We start from the raw sequence: 20,974 nt of genomic DNA on the forward strand, positions 1-20,974 counted from the left end.
GCTAGCGCACCGGAGCGTCACGCAGATCGGCGAGAAACCGTTCGCGCCACACGGTGAGGTTCGCCACGCGCAGGCGATCCATCATGTGGGCATAGCGGGCCTTGCGCTCTTCCAGTGGCATCGTCAACGCGCGGTTGAGTGCCTCGGCCATGCCGCGCGTGTCATACGGGTTGACGATGAGCGCGGCGTCCAGTTCGCCCGCTGCCCCAGCAAAGCGCGACAGCACCAGCACGCCCGGATCTTCCGGATCCTGCGCGGCAACGTATTCCTTGGCGACGAGGTTCATGCCATCGCGCAGCGGCGTGACGTAGCCGATCTGCGAACTTCGGAACAGCGCCATCAGCACGCGCCGCTCATATTGCCTGTTGATGTAGCGGATCGGCGTCCAATCCAGTTCAGAGTGCTTGCCGTTGATACGGCCCGATTCCGCCTCCAGTCGCTGGCGGATCTGCTGGTAGGTCTGCACGTCCTGCCGCGAGGTGGGCGCGATCTGGATGAACGTCACATGCCGGCGGTGTTCCGGAAAGTCGTCCAGCAACTGCTCGAACGCGCGGAATCGCTCGGGCAGGCCCTTCGAATAGTCGAGCCGGTCCACGCTCATGATGAGCTTGGGCTGGCCGCCATGCTCGCCGCGCGGTGTGGTGTGGCGGGCGAACGGATTGCGCCGCGCCAGGGAAGACACCGCCTGCTGGGCAATCTCGTCCGGATGCACGCCGATCGGGTAGACCTCCGCGCGCAGCGTATGGCCATAGGCGTGCACGGGGCCATTCTGCTCCTTGTGCTCGATGTAGCCGCGCGCCTCGCGCTCGATGTAGTCGTAGAACGCGACACGATCGGTCTCGGTCTGGAATCCGACCAGGTCGTACGCGCACAGCGCCCGCATCAGGTCTTCGTGCGGCGGGATGGTGGTGAGGATCTCCGGCGACGGAAACGGAATATGCAGGAAGAACCCGATGCGGTTGGTCAGCCCAAGTGCGCGGCACTCGGCGGCAAACGGGATCAGGTGGTAGTCGTGTACCCAGAGGATGTCGTCCGGCCGCACCAGCGCCTTGAGCTGATGCGCGAACTGCGTGTTGACGCGACGATAGCCGTGGTACTCCTGGCGCTGGTAGCGGGAGAGATCGACGCGGTAATGAAAGACTGGCCAGAGTGTGGCATTTGCAAAGCCGCGGTAATAGTGGTCGTAGTCGCGCCGGCTCAGGCCGACCGTGGCGAACGTGATGTTGCCCTTGGTGACGATGTTCGGCTCATTCGACACCGTGGCCGCAGTCTCGCCGCTCCAGCCAAACCAGATGCCGCCGGTCTCGCGCAGCGCGTCGAAGACGCCCACGGCAAGACCGCCCGCCGTGCCCTGGCCTTCGGTGATGGGCGCCACGCGATTGGAGACGACGATGAGCCGGCTCATGCGGCACCCCCATCGCGTTCCGGGGCCGACACCAGCGCGGCCAGCCACGTGCGCAGCGCCGCCGGATCGGCCATGCGCCAGTGCGCCTGGCTCGGGCCCGCCCCCACTTTGATCGACCAGCCACCGAGTGCGTTGACCGCGGCAAAGGCGCTCTCGTCAGTAAGGTCGTCCCCCGCGAAGAGCACGGTGCGGCCCATGAAGGGGGATTCGGTTGCCAGCGTGTGCACCACGTCGCCCTTGCTGGCGCCGCGCGGCTTGAGTTCGACGACCATCTTGCCGGCTTGCAAGCGCACGTGGTCCGCGTAGCGGCGGGCGAGGCGGTCGGCGACGGTGAGTACGGCGTTCTCTGCATCGGGCGCGTGGCGGTAATGCAGTGCGAATGCGATGCCCTTGCTTTCCAGCACCACGCCCGAGAACTGGCCGGACAATTGCGCAAGCGCTGCACGCAACTCGCGCTCCAGGTTGGCGAGCGCATCGGCGCTGGCATCGAGCCGTACGAAGCCGCCGTCTGCATAGCGGCGTTCGGCGCCGTGCACGCCAGCAATCACGAGCCCCGGCAATGAGAGCCGCGACTCAACATCGTGCACCGTGCGCCCGCTGATGATGGCCAGCGCGCCGCCGGTGGTCGCATGCAGCGCGGCCAGCGTTTCGCGCAGCGCCGCTGAGACGTGCACGGCATCGGGCTGCGGCGCGATGTCGACAAGCGTGCCGTCAAAGTCCAGCAAAAAGGCCGTGCGAGCGAGATCGAGCGAGGGGAGGGGCGCCGCGTTGGCGGAGGATTGAGGCGAGACGTTCTTGGACAAACCGGTTCTGAAGCATGTGCGTGATGCGTCTTGTCACGCAAGAACCGGGCCGACCGCGACGAGCCTTGTCATTTCGCCATTCAGCGCCCGGGGCAGCCGTCAGCGCATTGTAAAAAGGTGCGCGTGGTGCAAATCCTTCGCGTCACGCGCGGTGTGCGCGTCACAGCGATGCGGCGAGGCGTGTGCCCTGGTCGATGGCGCGCTTGGCGTCGAGCTCGCGTGCCTCGTCCGCGCCGCCGATGATATGCACCTTGGCGCCGCCGGCCTGCAGCGGTTCGACCAGTTCCCGCAGTGGTACCTGTCCGGCGCACAGCACGATGGAATCGACCGGCAGCCATTCGGCGGCTTCGCGTTTTTCGCCGTAGCTCACGAGCAGGCCCTCGTCGCCGATGCGCTCGTAGTTGACGCCGCCCACCATGCGCACGCCCAGGTTTTTCAGGCTCGTCCGGTGGATCCAGCCGGTGGTCTTGCCCAGGCCGCCGCCGAGTTTGCCGGCGCGCCGCTGCAACAGGATGATCTCGCGCGCAGGTGTTTGCGGTTCCGGCCGGATGCCATCGACACCGCCGCGCACTTCGGTCGGATCACCCACGCCCCATTCGGCGCGCCAGGTTTGCAGATCCAGCGTGGGCGAGTGGCCATCGAGCGCGAGGAATTCCGCCACGTCGAATCCGATGCCGCCTGCGCCGACAATCGCCACGCGCTTGCCCACCGGCTTGCGATGCCGCAGCACATCGATGTACGACAGCACGCTCGGATGGTCCTGCCCCGGGATCTTCGGGTTGCGCGGCGATACCCCCGTCGCGATGATGATTTCGTCGTAGTTGGCTGCCAGCAATTGCTGCGCATCCACGCGCGCACCGAGGCGTGGCGTCACGCCGGTGGCCTCCACCCGGCGCTTGAAGTAGCGCAGCATCTCGTGAAATTCTTCCTTGCCCGGAATTGTCTTGGCCATGTTCAACTGGCCGCCGAGTTCCTGGGCTGCGTCGAAGAGATCGACCGCGTGCCCGCGTTCGGCCAGCGTGATGGCTGCCGACAAGCCCGCAGGCCCTGCGCCCACCACCGCAAACCGCCGCTTGGCGGGCGTCGGTCGAATGACGAGTTCGGTCTCATGGCACGCGCGCGGGTTGACGAGGCAGCTTGCCGTTTTGGCCTTGAAGGCGTGGTCCAGGCACGCCTGGTTGCAGGCGATGCAGGTGTTGATGTCCTGCGCCCGGTTGGCGGCGGCCTTGCGCACGAAATCGGCATCGGCCAGCAGCGGGCGTGCCATCGACACCATGTCGGCGCAGCCATCGGCCAGCACGGTTTCGGCCACCTCCGGCGTGTTGATGCGATTGGACGTCACCAGCGGAATGCCGACTTCGCCTTTCATCTTCTTCGTCACCCATGCAAAGGCCGCGCGCGGCACGCTCGTCGCAATGGTGGGGATGCGTGCCTCGTGCCAGCCGATGCCCGTGTTGATGATGGTGGCGCCCGCGCGCTCCACGGCCTTGGCGAGCTGTACGACTTCTTCCCACGAGCTGCCGTCCGGGATCAGGTCGATCATCGACAGGCGATAGATGATGATGAAATCCTTGCCGACCGCCTCGCGCGTGCGCTGGACGATTTCCACGGGCAGGCGCATGCGGTTGGCATAGCTGCCGCCCCAGTCGTCCGTGCGCTTGTTGGTGTGCGTGACTAGAAACTGGTTGATGAAGTAGCCCTCGGAACCCATGATCTCGACGCCGTCGTAGCCGGCTTCACGGGCCAGTTGCGCGCACCGCAAGAAGGCGCGGATCTGCCGCTCGATGCCGCGCGCGGACAACTCGCGCGGTGTAAACGGGCTGATGGGCGAGCGCAGCGCCGTGGGCGCGACAGCGAACGGGTGGTAGCCATAGCGGCCGGTGTGCAGGATCTGCAGGGCGATCTTGCCGCCTTCCTCGTGCACGGCGTTGGTGACCGTGCGGTGGCGGCGGGCCGCGCCATGTGTGGCCAGGCGCCCGGCAAAGGGCTTGGTCCAGCCCGCAATGTTGGGCGCGAATCCGCCCGTGACCATCAACCCGACATCGCCGCGCGCGCGCTCGGCAAAGTAGGCGGCCAGCCGGTCGAAGTGGTTGCCATCTTCCAGCCCGGTGTGCATCGAACCCATCAGCACGCGGTTCTTGAGCGTGGTGAAGCCAAGGTCGAGGGGTTGAAGCAGGTGGGGGTAGGGCGAGGCGGGCGAGGAGGAGAGCATGTCCGGCGCAGGGGGAGGCGCTGCGATGATGTGGAAACGCGCCGGACGGTAGCACCCAAGCGCCCGTTGGAACAACAGGGCGGGGCTCTAGATGTGTTGGGCTTGCGTCAGGATTTTCCCGACTTTTTCGGGTCGTCTTCGGTTGGCTTGCCGAGCAGCGCTTTCAGCAGTTTGTTCTGGGGAATCGCCTTGCCGGTGCCCTGGCCGGGCTTGCCGGTGCGCTGGCTGTCGCGCTTGAGGTTGTTGGCGATCTTGAGGCCCTTGAGTTTTTCGAGGTCGGTTTTCTTCACGATGGGGTCCAGTGACAGCGTGTTACGCTCGGCAGGATACGCGAAACGCTTGCCCCCGCCTCAGATTTTGCTGCATGTCAGACGCTTACACCCCGCCCGCCACGCCCGTCGCCGACCTGTTCCAGCCCAGTCTCCAGGACTGGGCAGCGCAGCCTGCACAAGCCTTCGAGCACTGGCTGGCTGCGCGTGGCTACCGCGCGTCTTCGGCGACGGTGTACCGCGCGATGTGGCGCAAGTGGCTGCGCTGGACCGAGGCACGCCAGCGCGCGCTGTCCGACTGGAGCGCAGGGGATATCGCCGCCTTTCTCGATGAATCCGGCCTGACCAAGCTGCACCGCTACCGCTACGCGCGCTTGATCGAGCGCGTTTTTCACCAGCTCGAATTGCTGCGTACGGGCACGCACAATCCCGCGAGCGCAGCCGTGCAGCAGAAACTGGCAGAGGGGGAGAACGACCCGACCACGTTCCTTTCGGCCGCCGAGCGGGCGGCCATCGAGGCTTCCCTGGACGTCGGCGCGGGAGCGGCGGAGGCGGCGGTCAATGCCAGTGCGTTCAAGCTGGCGCGAGACCGGGCGCTGGTGGCCGTGTGCCATGGCGCCGGGTTGAAGGTGGCACAGGTGCAATCGCTGTTGCTGCGCCAGGTGCACGATGCGCTCGGCGGCATCACCATCGAGCCGGCGCGCGGGCCCTCTTACCAGGCGCCGCTGCTGGAGGCCGCCCGGCCCGCGCTGGCGGCCTGGCTATCCGTGCGGCGCCATGCCGAGGTGCCGGGCGAGCGCGTCTTCGTCGCCGATGCCAGCGGGCGCGTCATGCATGCCGCCTCGGTGTACCGGCGCGTGGAAGCGTGGCTCGCCGCGCTCCCGGCGTTGATGCACCGCAGCGAACGGCTGTCGCCGCAGACCCTGCGCAACGGCTATGCGGCCGCGCTGTTCGATGCCGGAGCGGCCCCCGCCGAAGTGGGGATCGCGTTGGGCCTGCGCGACCAGACCTCGGCCTGGCGGCTGCGCGCGGCCTATGCCGACTGGCAAGCGGCGGCGCATCCGGATGCCAGCGCGAACACCCGACCGGATACGGCGTCCTAGCGCGGTGTTTTGCGCCGCACGGCCCGCAAATCGGCGGAGGGCTTTGCTATGATCGCGCTGTTTCGTCGCGCGGGTTGCTCCGGCGCGGTGCAACCCGATGCCGCGCTCGAACCGGCACGACACGCCTCTCTTCCTCCTCGATACCTCGCACCCGATGACTGGAACCATTCTGCTGACCGGCGCTACCGGCTACATTGCCTCGCACACCTGGGTTGAACTGCTGGATGCGGGCTATCAGGTGATCGGCCTGGACAATCTCTGCAACAGCAGCTCGACTGTACTGTCCCGCATCGAGCAGATCACCGCCAAGACGCCGAAGTTCGTGCAGGGCGATGTGCGGGACCGCCGCCTGCTCGACGATCTGTTTGCCAGCACGCGTATCTCGGCGGTCATCCACTTTGCGGCGCTCAAGTCGGTGGGGGAGTCCGTGCAGAAGCCGCTGGCCTACTACGACAACAACATGGGCGGACTGGTCACGCTGTGCACGGCCATGGCGAATGCCAACGTCCGCCAGCTCGTCTTCAGTTCGTCGGCCACTGTGTATGGCAATCCGCATACGGTGCCGATCACCGAGTCGTTTCCGCTGTCAGCCACCAACCCATACGGGCAGACCAAGGTGATGGGCGAACAGGTGCTGCGCGATCTGGAGGTGTCCAATGCGGCGTGGCGGATTGCTTACCTGCGTTACTTCAACCCGGTGGGCGCGCATCACAGTGGGCTGATTGGTGAAGATCCGCGCGGCATTCCCAACAACCTGATGCCGTATGTGGCGCAGGTAGCGGTCGGCAAACGCGAGAAGCTCTCGATTTATGGTGGTGACTGGCCCACGCCCGACGGTACCGGCGTGCGCGACTACATCCACGTGGTGGACCTCGCGCGCGGGCACCTGTCGGCGCTCGATGCGCTGCGCCGCGATGACCGCGGCTTCACCGTCAACCTGGGGACCGGACGCGGCTACTCGGTGCTGGAAGTGGTGGCCGCCTACAAGCGCGCCAGCGGCCGCCCGATCCCCTACCAGATCATCGACCGCCGTCCGGGTGACATCGCCGCGTGCTATGCGGATCCGGCGCTGGCGGCAACGCTGCTGGGCTGGCGCGCGCAGTACGGCATCGAGCGCATGTGCGAAGACTCCTGGCGCTGGCAAAGCATGAACCCCGACGGCTTCCAGACGCGCGGCTGATGCGTCTCTCTCTTTCTGATGCCCAACGGGCAGGAGCCGCCCGGCCGTGAATCCGGCGCTTGGCGTTCACCTTACTGAACCGCTCGCACGCGCGTTGCTGCCCTTCATCGTGGCGTGCGGCGCGGGCAGCCTGCTGCTGCGCCTGCTCGATGACCTGCGCAGTGCGGAGACCAGGCGTGCGCGCCTGCCGCTGACGATGACAGCGCTGTTTGCCGCGATTGCGCTGTGGACGTTGCCGCTCTTGCCGCTGCTCCCGCGTTGGTCGCTGCCAGAAGATGCCGCGCCTGCGGCGATGGTGCTGGCTTCGTTCTGTTGGAGCGTGGCGGTGGCCGCGCTATGGTGCGTGCTGGGCGGGCGTCCGGGCACGATGCGAGCGGTGTCACTGGGTGTGCTGCTGAGTATCAGCGGACCGGTGACGGTGCTCCTGCTGGCAGGTGTATCGCGTTTGGGCGCGGTCGCCTGGGGCGACGCCGGATTGCTCGGAATCGTCATGGTGCTGTCTGCGGCCGCCTGTGCCGCAGCGCTGCAGTTTGCGTTCACGGCGCGCTCTGGCGCCTTGGGCGTTGCAGTTCGCCGTCCGGCCGTGAGCCTGCTCGTCAGTGTGCTGTTCGGCATCGGCCTGACGCTCGATGCCGTCTACGCAGCGTCGTTGGGTAATATGGGCCCGGTTTCGGGCAAGGGTGCGCCAGTATGGCTGCAATGGCTCATGGCGCTCGGTGCAGCCGCAACGGTGCTTGCAGGCTACCTGCTCGGCTATCGGGACCGCGCTGCCGGCGATACGGCAACGGCGGTGGCTGCACGCGAGATCCGTCGCCGCAAGGAAACCATGCAAGCGCTCAACGACCTCGAGCAGAGCTACCGTCAGCGCGAGGCAGAACTGGCCGGGCGTCACCAGTTGCTGCTTGACGGCGCGGACGTCGGCTTGTGGGAATTTGATCTTGTGACGCGCGGAGCGCAGTTTTCCACCCGCTTCGCGGCCATGCTCGGCTATTCGCTCAAGGAGATCGGCCCCAGCACCAGTGAATACCTGCGCCTGGTGCATCCCGACGATCTGCCGATGGTGCTCAATCGCATCCAGGCCCATGTGGATGGCAACACGTCGGCCTACGCCGCGCAGTTCCGCATGCGGCACAAGGACGGCGCCTATCGCGAGGTTGTCGCTCACGGTGTGGTGTGGCGCGATGCCAGCGGCCGGGCGGTGCGCATGGCCGGTTCTCATGTCGAGCTGCCCGGCATCAAGGATGTCACGGCAAATACAGCCGTGGCAGAAATGGAGGTTGCCGCTTCGGCATCCGGAGCGCCTGCGCGCCACGGTTTATGGGAATCGTGGTCGCCGCTGGACCACGAGCAGCCTGGTCCGCCCTCCGCCGACGTGCCTGCGCCAGCCTTTGGCGCCACACTGCCCAGCATCGATCCCAACGCCTTGCGTTGAACCTCCCGGCCCCTGCCCACTGCAGCTGATTGCATGTGCGGCTCAAGTTTCTGCCTTGTCAGCCCGATAGCACATATAGAGCGCGTGCAATCGCGCCGGGGAGCGCCGTCTGCATGCCGCAGGCGACACAAGAAAAGAACGCTTGGAGGAAGGGAAGATGAACCGACTCACGCTTCGTCAGAAGCTGTGGCTGCCGCTCGTCCTGAGTTGGCTGTGTCTGCTGGTGATCACATTATGGAGCGCATGGGAGGCTCGCTCGTTGCGCCTGGAAGAACGTGAGCGCGACCTGCAGAACATCAGCGAAGCTGCATTCAGCATCGTCAAGGATTACGGCCAGCTTGCGCAGGATGGCAAGTTGAGCGCCGACGATGCCCAGAGCCAGGCCATTGCGCGCATCAAAACCATGCGCTACGGCAAGGACGGATATTTCAGCATCAGCCACACCAATTCCGTGATGGTGATGCACCCGATCAAGCCCGAACTGGACGGCAAGGATATGTCGGGCTTTATCGATCCCGCAGGCACGCACCTGTTTCAGGAAATCTCCGTGGTGGCGAAGAATGGAAAGGGTTTTGTCGATTATCTGTGGCCCAAGCCCGGCGCCGATACGGCGCAGCCGAAAAAGAGCTACGTGCTGTATTACAAGCCTTGGGACTGGTGTCTGGTCACGGGCACCTACATGGACGACATCAGCGCCGCGTTCCGCGCCTCGCTCGTCAAGGCGCTGGCCCTGCTGCTCGGGGTCGGCCTGCTGATGACGGCGGCAGTCGTGGCCGTGACGCGGAGTTTGCAACGCCAACTGGGCGGCGAGCCTGCTTATGCCGCCGATATCGCTACCCGGATCGCCAGCGGCGATCTGGCCATGCCGGTGCAGACCCGCGCGGGCGATGAAGACAGCATGCTCTACGCCATGGCCCAGATGCAGCGCGAACTGACGGGCACGATCAGCAATATCAAGCACTCGGCAGAATCGATCGCCAGTGCAACCAAGCAGATCGCTGCTGGCAATGCCGACCTTTCCCAGCGCACGGAGCAACAGGCTTCGTCACTGGAAGAAACCGCTTCGAGCATGGAGGAGCTGACCTCGATCGTGAAGCAGAACGCCGACAATGCGCGTCAGGCCAGCACGCTGGCTGTCAACGCTTCCGACATTGCCGTCAAGGGCGGGGAAGTGGTCGGGCGCGTGGTCGAGACCATGTCGGGTATCAATGAAAGCAGCAAGAAGATTGCCGACATCATCGGCGTGATCGAAGGCATTGCCTTCCAGACCAACATCCTGGCCTTGAACGCTGCCGTGGAAGCCGCGCGTGCGGGCGAACAGGGGCGGGGTTTTGCCGTGGTGGCGGGCGAGGTGCGTAGCCTCGCACAACGTTCGGCTGGCGCAGCCAAGGAGATCAAGGAGCTGATTGGCGACTCGGTCGGGCGCGTGCAGAACGGCTCGGCGCTGGTGCAGGAAGCGGGGGCGGTGATCGAGGAAGTCGTGACCGCCGTCAAGCGCGTGACAGACATCATGGGCGAGATCTCCGCGGCCTCGGACGAACAGAGTTCGGGCATCGAGCAAGTCAACCAGGCGGTGAATCAGATGGACGAAGTCACACAGCAAAATGCCGCGCTGGTTGAACAGGCTGCGGCAGCAGCGCTGTCGCTGGAAGAGCAGGCGCAATTGCTGCGTTCCGCTGTGGGGCGGTTCCAGGTATAAATCCCCAGACCCAAAAAAGCACAAGGCCGGCGAATTTGCCGGCCTTGTGCTTTTGTGGTTTCCGGACGCCTCTTTGTGCTGTCTCGGAAGTATGAAGCCCTGCGTGGTCAGGCGATCAGAAAATCCTCAACTTTCCGGCCTGCCGACAGTTCCTTCACCAGCCAGCCCGGACGTTTGCCACGGCCTGTCCAGGTATTGCCATTGTTGTCGCGGTAACGCACGGGCACCTTACGGCCGGCCTTTTTCGAAACCGGGCTGCTCTTGCTGCCAAAACCGAGATCGTCGGCGGTCAGGCCATATTCCACGATCTTCTGCTTGATTTCGGCGATCACGGCTGCCTGTTCATTTGCCCGGAGTTCGTCGGCTTGGCGCTGCAGTTCAGAGATCTTCTGAACAATTTCTTTGTATGTAGGCATTATGGATTCCTCAACGTTGCAATTGAAACATGGGCACGCTCCCCGCAGCCCACGGCATTATAACGACTTTGGCTGAGCGGAAAATATTTCGCGCTGCCTTATGTCGCCAACGTTGATTTCTGCTGGTGCTTGTATCGCGCAAAGCGTTGCGGCGTGCCGGCTTGCGAGAAACGAAGAATCGCAGACAATTGAAACAATCCAAAACCGTGATACCGCATTCCAGCAATGTGATGTCGATGCAGTTGTGATGCAAATCCTGCACAGTTTGCACACACTTTGGCAAATGATGGTTTTATTGCCAAGGCAATTGAACGCTCAGCGATGAAATTTTTTCAGGGAATTCATTTGAAAGGTTCCTGAAAGAAGAGGCGATGCGTCGCAATGACGCATTGGCCATGCGATCGCGTCAGGCGAATTGCACTTCCATCTGTTCCTGAAAATCCCTGGCCGGCATGGGGCGCGCAAGAAGATAGCCCTGTAATTGATCACAGTGCAGATTCACCAGCGCTTGCATTTGCGCCTCGGTTTCCACACCTTCCGCCACGACCGTCATGTCCAGCGAATGCGCCATTGCACAAATGGCGCGAATGATGGCGGCGGCCTCGGGCAGGTTGTCGTCGAGCGCGCTCACGAATGCCCGGTCGATCTTGATTTGCTGGGCTCGGAAGCGCTGCAGGTAGCTGAGGCTGGAATAGCCGGTGCCGAAGTCGTCGATCGAGACTTCAAAACCGAGCGATTGAATCTGGCGGATCGTCGCGATGCTCTGCCCGGCATCACGCATCGCAGCGGTTTCCGTAATCTCGAACATCAGCCGGTGCGCGGCCACCTGATAGCGGTGCAGGATCTGCGCCAGACGCTGTACCAGATCGGGTTGCTGGAACTGCCGTGGCGAGAGATTCACGGCGATGCGCAGCGGGGGCATGCCGACGGCATCCCAGTGCATGATCTGGCGGCAGACCTCTTCCACGACCCAATCGCCCAATTCAATGATGGTGCCGGTGCGCTCGGCCAGCGGGATGAACTCTGCAGGCGACACGGCCCCCAGTTCTGGGTGGTTCCAGCGCAGCAATGCCTCCGCGCCGGTCATTGCCTGCGTGCGGGCGTCGAACTTGGGCTGGTAGTGCACGGACAACTGCCCGTTGAGCGCCGCATGCGACAGCGCGCGCTGGATCTGCAGAACGCGGTGTGCGGTGGTGTTCAGGCGCGGTTCAAAGAAGCGGTAGGCATTGCCGGTGGACTGCTTGCAATCGAACATGGCGGCATCGGCATGTTCAAGCAGCGCATCAGCCGTCACGCCGTTGTGCGGATGGATCACCACGCCAATGCTGGCGGTCGCGCGCACGCGGCGCCCATCCACCTCGACCGATTCGCGCAGGCGGAACAGCAGCTTGTCCCCGATGGTGGCCGCCGCCTCCGGCAGGGAGAGCCCCTCGACCAGGACGCCGAACTCGTCGCCGCCCAGGCGTGCGACGACATCCTCACCGCGCATCGCCTGGCGCAGCCGCTCGGCGATGATCTGCAGGACGCGGTCGCCAGTGTTGCGTCCATGCTGTTCGTTGATCTGCCCGAAGTTGTCCAGATCCAGATAGAAAAGGGCGAAGGGCCGACCGCGCCGCGTCGACGAGAGAATCGCGCTGTCCAGCGCCTGACGCAGTTGCAGGCGGTTGGGCAGGCCGGTGAGCGTGTCGTGATGCTGGGGCTCCGGCGCCTGGTTGGTCACGCGCGCAAGTGACGCGGCAAGGTGCGCCTGGGTCGAGTCGACACGGGCTTCCAGCATGATCAGCGCGGCGTGCAGGCTCAGGGCGACCAGGACGCCACTGGCGCTCAGCATGATGATGGGAACGATGTGTGTCGTGGCTTCCCCCGCGGGCCACGCAGCCATCGACGGCCATGCCGCCAGCGAGAGCATGGCAGAGGTAGCGAGTACGGTGGCCGCGCGCGCGCGCAGCCCGACGGCCGCCCGGCGCAGGGCGGGCGGCGTATCGAATGCCATACTCAGGGCCAGACACGTGCCCGCACCCAGTACAAGCGTGCCGCCACCCCATCCGAGGACGACGCGACGCAGCGTCAGCGCATCTTCCTGGATCCATGGGCGCGCCAGATGGAGCTCCATCGCCAGTAACCCGAGGCCCAGCGCCAGCGTGCCGATGGCAATGCCACGCCGTTGCAACGCCTGCGTGGCGGTGGTGAGCGGCGCATCTGGCAGCAATACGGAGAACGCCGCCACCGATGCCGCCAGCGCAATCAGGAGCGTGGCCAGGATGGGCGCTCCCGCCGACGTGCCCACCTGGCGGTGCAGGCCGATCTGGGCAAGCCAGAGTCCTGACCACAAGCCAAGCCCGAGGATGGTGGCGCAGGCGATGCGCCAGTTGCGGCGTTTCGCGACCGTCGAGCCCCCCGGCAGACGTGTCGCGGCGTCTAATGCGGCAAACGTGGTCAACCCCGTGCTGACCCACGCAAACAGCAGCAGCGCAATATGGATATCGTTATGCATTCGAGCGCATGTGGCGTGGTCCCCCGATCCATGACCAGCGCCTGTCTGTGTTTTGCGGCGAGCATAGCGCAAAAGCCTGCTGTTTCAGGCAGAGAAAAGGCGTGTTTGTTGTGCCCTATTCACAGAATGCGCAGAGACTTGCCATCGGGAATGCGTAAGCACAAGCCAGCGTGACGACGCCCCGCCTGTCCTGATACATCGGCAAGCGTGGTCCAAACATGAATGGGGTATACGCGGATGGCAGGCGCATGTGAATGCGCCCTGGCCGCAGCCTCACGCCGCGCCGCGCCGCGCCGCGTCAGGCGTTCAGGCGGGGACGGCTGCGCGCGACGGGTGTTGCTGCTCCCGCGCGCTCAAGATCCACGCTGGGCAGCAGATGCAGCAAGCGCACGAGTTCGGATTGACGGTGCGTGCCGGTCTTGCGCAGGATGTCGCGAATGTGCACGCGTACCGTGTGCACCGAGAGAAACTCGCGCTCGGCGATTTCCTGCAGCGTTTCGCCGGCCGCCAGGCGCGCAGCGACGATGCATTCCTTGTTGGTCAAGCCGAAGAGCGAGGCGAGCACGCCTGCGTCCATCACCGAGCGGGCTTCGGAGTTGCCCACGAGCACCACAGCCAGTGGTGACGCCCAGGCAGAACGCATGACATCAGAGGGCGTCAGCGGCGTCGCGATGAATGGCACAGGGCGCCCGTCGCGTGCCAGATACATCCATGAGCCAGCCGCGCCCTGCACGCCGAGCGAGCCGGCGGCGGTTTCAATGAGATTGCGCAGCGCTGCGTCGTGCGTGTGCTCCGCGGAGTGGAGCCTGCCGCCATCCAACGACAAACGGTCGTCTTCCGCGGCCATCGTCCGCGCCCACGCATTCGCGTACTTCACCCGCATGGTGCGCTCGATGACCATCACGCCAAAGTCGAGCGTATCGAGCCCGGCCATGCCGAGCGCCGCCAGTTCATTCAGTTCCTGATTGCGCTGCTGCATGCGCGCTGCCCGTTGCAGATGCGGCAGGACGCGCTGCAGGCGTGCTTCGCGCTCGTCGGCGCTCAGCTCCGAGACATCTTCATTCGTGCGCAGGCGCATCGTGACGCGCAGGTCGGGTGTGTCAACCAGGGTCATCGCAGCCGCGGACGTGTCTTCCGGCGCCGGTGCGCTCAGCACGTGCGGATCCTGGCAGAGCGGGTCGCACTCGCCGGGTTGTGGGCACTGCTGACACCAGCCCGACGAGATGCCGTGGCGCGGGGCGTCCGTGTGCTTGTCCCAGACGAAATAGTGTGCGCTCTCGACTCCGGCATAAACCGAAAGCAACGCCAAGGCGATCGGCATTTGCGCAGGTTCGAGTACCGCCTCGTAAATGGTATCGACGAGACGGTGAAACTCTGCGTCATCCGATAGACGTTGCAGCATGATGGCCCCCGATGCGTATTGCGACGACTGAAGGTGCGATCCTTCGCCGTCGATGTGTTGCGGCGTGCTGCCGCCGTCGCTGTCTTGGTGATTGTTGTTTTGCGCGACTTCTCTGGTACTCGGCAACTTTCTGCAAAAGCTTAACATTGCGCATTTGATCCTCCCAAATTCCAGAGGTGCTGTATCCCCCCCATCGGAGGGGGGTGTGAGCGACTTTCAGCGCTGAAAAATAAAAAATTCAAAAAAACCTTAACGTGTTCAGCATGTCGGTCTAGTTGAACTGATACGTATAGGCAGCGTTGAAGCGCAGGCTGCGAGAACTGCTGTTGATCGGCTTGTCACCGACCGGGCGAGCGATGGCCAGATCGAGTGTGTAGTACTTCCGATCGGAAAACCGCACGCCCAGGGCAATCGAGCCAAGTTGGTCGTGTACCAGCGTCCCGGCGTTCGAATACGCCTTGGCGGTGTCGTACAGCACATAAGGCTGGACAGTCTTCAGATACGTCATTGCCGCGGTAAAGGCGCGGTTGATCTCCAGCGAGGCGCCCCAGCCGCGGTCCCCGGCGATTTCGCCGGCCGGATAGGCGAGGCCGAAGAAGCGGCCGCCAAAGCTGATCTGTTCCGACGACGGCAGCACCTCCCCGCTGTATTGCGCCGCGCCAGCCACCACCACGCCGAAGCCGAAGGGCAGGTCATGCGCCTCGCTGGCGGTGATGCGCGTGCGCAGGAAGTTCAGGTCGACATTGTTGTTGGGCGACTTGCCGGCGCCCAGGCTGTTGATGCCCTGATAGAGGCCGACGGAGGCTCTTCGCGTCTCGCCGGGTCTCACCTCCGTGTACAACGCCTCCGCGCCCGCGACGCGCACCCGTGCGTCGAGCTCGGTCTGTGCAATGGCGGTGTTCTGCGGCGAATAGCGTTGCTTATCGTCATTGCCGTAGAAAGTGCCGGTCAGCGTCAGGCTGCGCTCACGCGACAGCAGCACCGGATAGCTCAGCGACAGACCGAGCCTTTGCGTGTCGGTCAGATAGCGCGATTGGTAGCCAAGCTGCTCGAGCGGCAGGTTTTCGGGCATGCCTCGGTAGTGCGACCATGTGAGCTTGGCCAGGAGGCCATCGGTACCGATTGGCTGCGCCCACGCGGCCGAGTAGAACGTTTCTTGGTCGCGCCCGCGCGGCTGCAGCGTGGAAACGGTGATCTGTTCGCCCAGCGGCGTCACGCTATTGAGCGTGCCCGTGATCACGGCGCGCACGCCCGGCGAGCGATATTCGACGCCCGTGCCGACGGTGTAGGGCTTGCGCTTGACGTTGAGCACGAGCTCGCTCGCACCATCGGTGGTCGTGGGCGGCTGCACGGTCGCGGTGATCTGCACGCCGGGTTGCAGCGCCAGTATGCCGGTCACGCGCTCGAAGGTCTCTTTGCGCAGCGGACGCTCGTCCATCATGCGCCGCGAGATTTCGCGCAGGCGGCCTTCCAGGGGCCCCGGCGTACCTTCGACCCGCATCCGCGCAACGTAGCCTTCCACCACGGTGACGCGCACCACGCCGCCCGCAAAGGTCTGGGCCGGCACAAACGCGAACGACAGCGGATAGCCGCGATCGGCATACAGCTTGGTGACATCGTTTGCCGCCTGCAGCAATTGCGCGACGGTAATGTCGTGCCCGGCCATTGGCGCAAAGTGCGCGGCGATCTCCGGAAACGGGAGCGTCTTGACGCCCTCGATCTGGAATTTGGTGGGCGTGAGATGCGTGGCGAGCAGGTTTTCCAACGCAGGGTTCGGCCGCTGGACCTGCACCTGGATCTTTTGCTCGGGCGGACGCGAGCTATCGACCTTGGGTAGCGTGTCGATCGGGTTGCCTTGGGTAGGGCTGCTCTGCGCCCAGCTCAGCGCCGGGTGGGTCAGGGCAACGCCCGTGGCCAGGGCCAACCGCAGGGTGGTGGTCCGCACGCCTGTCTCCTCCGTGGTATTCGTTTGTCTTGAAACGACGCAGCGCATCGCCGCGCACTGCTTCGAACGATAACCGCGAGACATGCTGCTTTACAACAAAACGCATAGAGGCAACGTTCACGCGACGCAACGCCCCATGGTAGATACCGATGGCAGGTCGCCCCATGCGCGTTTGACACGCTGTGATGCCGCCCGATGCCGCCTCCGTGCGCGAGCGTTTAAAACAAACGGCGAACCGGTCTGGTACCGGTTCGCCGTCGGGTGGTCAGTGACCCGTGCCACCCAGTGCGCCACCCACCGTGCCGAGCAGACCGCCCACCAGACCGGTGACCGGGGCCAGCGGCGTGGCAGCGCCGGTCGAAGTGAGGCTCGTGCCGACGGTGCTGACCGCAGTGCCAACCGGCGCGGTGACGCTGCTGATTGCCCCAAGCGGGCTGCCGCCGCCGGTCGCGCCGCCGATGCTGCCCAATGCGCCGGTGAGGGGCGCGAGCGGACTGCCGCTGCCTGCCCCACCCAAGCCGCCGAGCGCACCCGTGACCGCGCCCAGCGGATTGCTGCCCGTCCCGCTGCTCAGGCCACCGAGCACGCCCGTGATGGGGGCCAGCGGACTGCTGCCGCCACCCGCACCGCCGAGGCCGCCAAGCCCACCGGTGATCGGCGCCAACGGGTTGGAGCCGCCCGTGCCGCCCAGCAGGCCCGTGATCGGCGCGAGCGGATTGCTGGGCGAAGACGTCGGCGAATACACCACGCCGCCCAGCGCGCCGACCGTGTTGCCAACCGCGGTTACGACACCGCCGAGGTTGCTGACAACGGGTGCCCGCGTACCGGTGAGCGTGTTACCGCCGTTGGCGACGGCGCCGCCCACGGTACCCAGCAGCGTGTAGACCGGCGAGCCGAGGCCGCTCGTGGCGCCAACGGTCTGCGTGGCATTGGTGACCTGCGACGTGAGCGGAACGATGGCGGTGCTCAACTGCTGTGTCAGTTGCTCCACCGGGCCTGTCGACAGCGCGGTGCCCAGCGTGCCGCCACCATTGGCGACCGCTTGGCCGACCTGCGTCACCGCGCCAGCCAGCGGCGTCGTCAACGGGGACAGCGGCGCCAGCGGGCCCGTGCCCAGGTTGTCGACGAGCGTGCCGGTGCTGGTGACGGTGTTGCCCGCATCCGTCACGACAGTTCCCAGGCTCGACACCGTTGTCCCGACCGGGTTCGGGTTGTTGGGGATGCTGCCCAGGCCGCTCTGCACGCCGGTGCCCAGGGCCGAGACGGTCGTGCCGAGGTTATCCACCACGCCACCGAGCCCACTCTGCACGCCGCTCAGTTGCGACGGCAGCGGCGCGCTCTGAATCGTGGAGCCAACACCGCTGATGGCTGAGCCGGTGGCCGTTACCACGTTTCCGGTGTTGTTCAGAATGGCGCCGGCAGGCGTCAGGGGGGCGGGCGCCGGTGAAGGCGACGGCGATGGCGACGGGGAAGGCGACGGGGAAGGCGACGGCGAGGGGGATGGCGACGGCGCAGTGCCGCCGTTGTTCGTCGAGCCGCCGCTGCCATTCGAGCCGCCCAGCGAGCTGCCCATGTCGCCCGAACCGGAGCTGGCGCAGCCGCCCAGGATCAGGAGGCCGGCCATGGTGGCTGCCAGGCATTTGATGTTCTTGGTCATGATTGTTCTCCCGTTTTAAAAGTCCGCTTTTTCGAAGCTGGAAAATGGTCCCAATGTCCATTTGGGTCGGTGGACTCTGCAAACGGTGTGCCATGACAAAATTATTTATCCATGCGTAATCGTTTATGTTTTTTTGGGATCAATCGCCGTAGGTAAATGAATGAAGCGTCGAAAACCACCCCAATGTGGGGAATATTTACCCCCCAAAAGAGGGGATTGAACGTTTGCCGTGGGGGTTATGTCCACGCGAATATGTTCCGATGTCACGTTACAACGTAACGCCGGGAACAAGGTTTCGGGTCTTGTCTGCCAGGAATCCCGCCTTGGGGTAATACCGGATGTCCTGCCCGCAAAGCCAGTCGCAATGCCGTTTCTTGAATGTCGAGTTGTGACTCTAATGTGATTGGCATGGCTATTGCAGATGTTGCTGCGCAGTCCGCAGTACCGAGCTCAGACACAGGGAACACAACCATTCAAAAGAAGGGGACAGACCATGACTCACATTCGACACGCACTCCGCGCCGCGCCGTTGGCCTGCGCTGTGGCCACACTGTTGCTGGCCGCCTGCTCTTCGGGTGGCTCCGGTTCGGGAAGCTCGCCGACCGCCAGCCCGAGCGATACGACGGGCGTCACGCCGGTCGGCAAGGTTGCCAACGGCACCGGCAACACGGTTGTTGCAACGGGGCAGGCTGTGAGCGGCCTCGGTACGACCCTTCAGAACGCGAATATCCCGGGGCTGTCCGATCAATCCAAGGCCGGTCTGGGCGGTACGGTCGGTAACCTCGGCAAGGCGGTCAGCGACCTCGGCCTGGGCGTGCAAACCGGCGTGGGCAAGATGGGACAGAACCCGAACCCGGTGGGCACCACGGTGGCCAGCACGGGTAATGTCGTGACCGACCTGGGGCAGGCCACCGTGAGCGCAGGTTCGCTCGTGCAGGGCCTTGGACAAGGCTCGGGCGCTCCGCTGGCGCCGGTCACCCAGCCGGTGGGCGGCGGCGTGCAACAACTCGGACAGGCGTTGGTCGGCGGCGGCACGCTGCTGGGCAGCGCGCTGTCGTCAGGCGCGGTTCAGCAGGTCACGCAGCAGCTCAGCTCGGCCATTGTGCCGGTGACCTCGCAAGTGACCAATGCCACGCAGATGGTGGGCGATTCAACCGGGCTGGGCGGCGGGCTCAACACGCTGCTTGGCGCGGTGGGCGGCGGCGTTGCCGGCGCCGGTAACACCATCACCGGGACGGGCGTGCCCGTGGTGTCCAGCCTGGGCCCGGTCGTGACATCGCTCGGGACGACGGTGGCTGCGGTCGGCGGCGTCGGTACGGCGGGCGGTGGCTCGAGCGGCGGCAGCAATCCGCTGAGCGGCCTGCTTGGCGGTGGCCTGGGCGGCGCCGGCGGCGGAAGCAACCCGCTGGCGCCGGTGACCGGCCTGCTCGGCGGCCTGGGCGGGACAACGGGTGGATCCAACCCGCTGGCGCCCGTCACCGGAGCCTTGGGTGGCGCGGCTGGCGGCAGTAATCCGCTCGCTCCCGTGACGGGTCTGCTGAGTGGCGCTACCAGCGCGGCCGGTGGCACCTCGGGAAGCAACCCGCTGGCACCTGTAACGAACTTGCTGGGCGGCGTAGGCGGCCTGGCGCACTGAGCAGTACCTGTCTGTGCTCTTGAAGGTGCGCGGGCGTGTTCCCGTCGCTCGCGCATCCTTTTTTTGCCTGACAGTCATGGGGAGCGTTCGAATCGACCTGGAGTCTGTGGAAAACCCGTTCCTATCATCGGTTTAGTCCGTGTCTAATTAAGGGATTTCCATTATTTCTCAGAGGGTTGGAGAGTTATTAATAGAAATTAATAGAGTAGATACTCTAATTTAACAGAAGTACCTCACTTGAGTTATTTCCGCCTGCATGTCGTGAGCCTATAAAAGCGTTACGGAGTGTTACGTGACATGCGTGACACTTCGGTAACGCAATAAGAAGCGAAGCGGTATCGATGAGGGAGCCGGCATGAGAGCGATCATCACGCGTTTCCTGCGCGAGGATGTGGGTGCCTCTGCAATTGAGTATGGGCTTCTGATCGGTTTGATCGCGGCGGCGCTAGTTGCCGCGACAAGCGATATCGGAGCGAGGCTCGGCAACATCCTTTTGTTTCTTGGCAGCAAATTGACGGCTCCATAGGCGGTTGATCGGACCGTTGGCAATAAAAAACCAATCAACAGGGCGAGTGCGCAGCAGGAGAGAGAACATGAAACACGCCATTCTTCGGTTCATCCGGGACGAACAAGGTGCGACGGCCATCGAGTATGGCCTGCTCGCGGGGCTGATCGCCGCAGCGATCGTGCTTTCCGTGACCAACCTGGGCACGAGTCTGTCGGGTCTCTTCGACATGATCAAAAGCAAGCTCCCTACCTGATCAAGCGACGTCGTGACTCGGCTTGCGGATTTCGCGGGCTGGGCAGCCGTTGCAACCTTCGCGGTTCTTGCCATCTGGTTTGATTTGCGCGCCCGGCGGGTGCCGAACTGGCTCGTCCTTACGGGCCTGTCGCTGGCGATCGCGCTTGCGTGGGCGGGGCCGGTTGAGGCCCTGGCGCCAAGTTGGCGCGACGCATTGCTCGGTGGCGCCATCGGGTTCGCGGTGTATCTGCCGCTATACGCGATGGGGTGGATGGGTGCAGGCGACGTCAAGTTCTTCGGCGTGGCCGGGCTGATCTGCGGCTGGCATGGGTTGCTGCCGGTATGGGTCATCGGGAGCCTGCTGGCCGGGCTGCATGGGCTGCTCATTCTGGTTGCGCGCCGCACGGATGCGACAAGCCCGACGGCGTGGCTGCTCATGCGCATGCGTCCGTCTTTGTTTCAGTGGAATGCGGCGCAGGCAGGGCAGCGCGGTATTCCCTACGCGGCCTACATGGCGGTCGGACTGCTTTGCCTCCCGTGGTTGCTTGAGCTTCACTAGGACAGGTTTGTGCGACGGCG

At 64.6% G+C, this 20,974-nt stretch carries 17 protein-coding genes; 8 read left to right on the top strand and 9 right to left on the bottom strand.

Translation table 11 applies throughout. The features are described 5' to 3' along the window. Position 1 precedes the first annotated feature (1 nt). From otsA to R2N03_RS11320, 4 genes are all read right to left on the bottom strand, one after another. Positions 2 to 1,405, bottom strand: a complete 1,404-nt coding sequence (gene otsA / locus R2N03_RS11305) for an alpha,alpha-trehalose-phosphate synthase (UDP-forming) (protein WP_316657677.1) — start codon at positions 1,403 to 1,405, stop codon at positions 2 to 4. Then, entirely contained in the window at positions 1,402 to 2,208 is an 807-nt protein-coding gene (gene otsB, locus R2N03_RS11310; protein ID WP_316657678.1) for a trehalose-phosphatase, read from the bottom strand. Before otsB ends, otsA begins: the two co-directional genes overlap by 4 nt. Positions 2,209 to 2,368: 160 nt before the next feature. After that, the gene (locus R2N03_RS11315) at positions 2,369 to 4,420 is read right to left on the bottom strand and encodes an oxidoreductase (protein ID WP_316657679.1); all 2,052 of its coding nucleotides are present in this window, start codon (positions 4,418 to 4,420) and stop codon (positions 2,369 to 2,371) included. 107 nt (positions 4,421 to 4,527) lie between these two features. Continuing rightward, on the bottom strand, positions 4,528 to 4,710 hold the full coding sequence (locus tag R2N03_RS11320; RefSeq protein WP_316657680.1) for a hypothetical protein: 183 nt from the start codon (positions 4,708 to 4,710) through the stop codon (positions 4,528 to 4,530). A 74-nt stretch (positions 4,711 to 4,784) separates the two neighbouring features. On the opposite strand from R2N03_RS11320, the gene R2N03_RS11325 reads away from it, so the two are divergent. The 4 genes from R2N03_RS11325 to R2N03_RS11340 all read left to right on the top strand — a co-directional run bounded on the left by R2N03_RS11325 (position 4,785) and on the right by R2N03_RS11340 (position 10,103). Continuing rightward, entirely contained in the window at positions 4,785 to 5,792 is a 1,008-nt protein-coding gene (locus R2N03_RS11325) for a tyrosine-type recombinase/integrase (protein ID WP_316657681.1), read from the top strand. 154 nt (positions 5,793 to 5,946) lie between these two features. Then, positions 5,947 to 6,972, top strand: a complete 1,026-nt coding sequence (gene galE, locus R2N03_RS11330) for a UDP-glucose 4-epimerase GalE (protein WP_316657682.1) — start codon at positions 5,947 to 5,949, stop codon at positions 6,970 to 6,972. 46 nt (positions 6,973 to 7,018) lie between these two features. Further along, the gene (locus tag R2N03_RS11335; protein WP_316657684.1) at positions 7,019 to 8,404 is read left to right on the top strand and encodes a PAS domain-containing protein; all 1,386 of its coding nucleotides are present in this window, start codon (positions 7,019 to 7,021) and stop codon (positions 8,402 to 8,404) included. A 157-nt stretch (positions 8,405 to 8,561) separates the two neighbouring features. Continuing rightward, positions 8,562 to 10,103 carry a methyl-accepting chemotaxis protein gene (locus tag R2N03_RS11340; protein WP_316657685.1) on the top strand — a complete coding sequence of 514 codons (1,542 nt, stop codon included), beginning with the start codon at positions 8,562 to 8,564 and terminating at the stop codon, positions 10,101 to 10,103. Between the two features lie 107 nt (positions 10,104 to 10,210). Here the strand turns inward: R2N03_RS11340 and R2N03_RS11345 are convergent, their stop codons facing one another. The 5 genes from R2N03_RS11345 to R2N03_RS11365 form a co-directional block, all read right to left on the bottom strand. Then, entirely contained in the window at positions 10,211 to 10,519 is a 309-nt protein-coding gene (locus R2N03_RS11345) for an H-NS histone family protein (RefSeq protein ID WP_316657686.1), read from the bottom strand. 406 nt (positions 10,520 to 10,925) lie between these two features. Then, positions 10,926 to 13,013, bottom strand: a complete 2,088-nt coding sequence (locus R2N03_RS11350; RefSeq protein ID WP_316657687.1) for a putative bifunctional diguanylate cyclase/phosphodiesterase — start codon at positions 13,011 to 13,013, stop codon at positions 10,926 to 10,928. Between the two features lie 298 nt (positions 13,014 to 13,311). After that, positions 13,312 to 14,562 (bottom strand): helix-turn-helix transcriptional regulator, encoded by a 1,251-nt coding sequence (locus tag R2N03_RS11355; protein ID WP_316657689.1) that lies wholly within the window; start codon positions 14,560 to 14,562, stop codon positions 13,312 to 13,314. A gap of 124 nt (positions 14,563 to 14,686) precedes the next feature. After that, positions 14,687 to 16,360: a ShlB/FhaC/HecB family hemolysin secretion/activation protein gene (locus tag R2N03_RS11360; RefSeq protein ID WP_316657690.1), complete on the bottom strand. Its 1,674-nt coding sequence runs from the start codon at positions 16,358 to 16,360 to the stop codon at positions 14,687 to 14,689. A 265-nt stretch (positions 16,361 to 16,625) separates the two neighbouring features. Then, on the bottom strand, positions 16,626 to 18,017 hold the full coding sequence (locus R2N03_RS11365; RefSeq protein WP_316657691.1) for a collagen-like triple helix repeat-containing protein: 1,392 nt from the start codon (positions 18,015 to 18,017) through the stop codon (positions 16,626 to 16,628). Between the two features lie 493 nt (positions 18,018 to 18,510). Between R2N03_RS11365 and R2N03_RS11370 the strand changes: the two genes are divergently transcribed. The 4 genes from R2N03_RS11370 to R2N03_RS11385 all read left to right on the top strand — a co-directional run bounded on the left by R2N03_RS11370 (position 18,511) and on the right by R2N03_RS11385 (position 20,954). Further along, positions 18,511 to 19,653, top strand: coding sequence for a collagen-like triple helix repeat-containing protein (locus R2N03_RS11370; protein ID WP_316657692.1), 1,143 nt, complete (start codon positions 18,511 to 18,513; stop codon positions 19,651 to 19,653). A gap of 355 nt (positions 19,654 to 20,008) precedes the next feature. Then, complete coding sequence (locus R2N03_RS11375) at positions 20,009 to 20,179, top strand: Flp family type IVb pilin (RefSeq protein WP_316657693.1); 171 nt, start codon at positions 20,009 to 20,011, stop codon at positions 20,177 to 20,179. Positions 20,180 to 20,246: 67 nt separating this feature from the next. Further along, the gene (locus tag R2N03_RS11380; protein ID WP_316657695.1) at positions 20,247 to 20,414 is read left to right on the top strand and encodes a Flp family type IVb pilin; all 168 of its coding nucleotides are present in this window, start codon (positions 20,247 to 20,249) and stop codon (positions 20,412 to 20,414) included. A 99-nt stretch (positions 20,415 to 20,513) separates the two neighbouring features. Next, positions 20,514 to 20,954: an A24 family peptidase gene (locus R2N03_RS11385; RefSeq protein ID WP_428984395.1), complete on the top strand. Its 441-nt coding sequence runs from the start codon at positions 20,514 to 20,516 to the stop codon at positions 20,952 to 20,954. Positions 20,955 to 20,974 lie beyond the last annotated feature (20 nt).

Source organism: Ralstonia condita (assembly GCF_958405655.1).
Lineage (GTDB): Bacteria > Pseudomonadota > Gammaproteobacteria > Burkholderiales > Burkholderiaceae > Ralstonia > Ralstonia condita.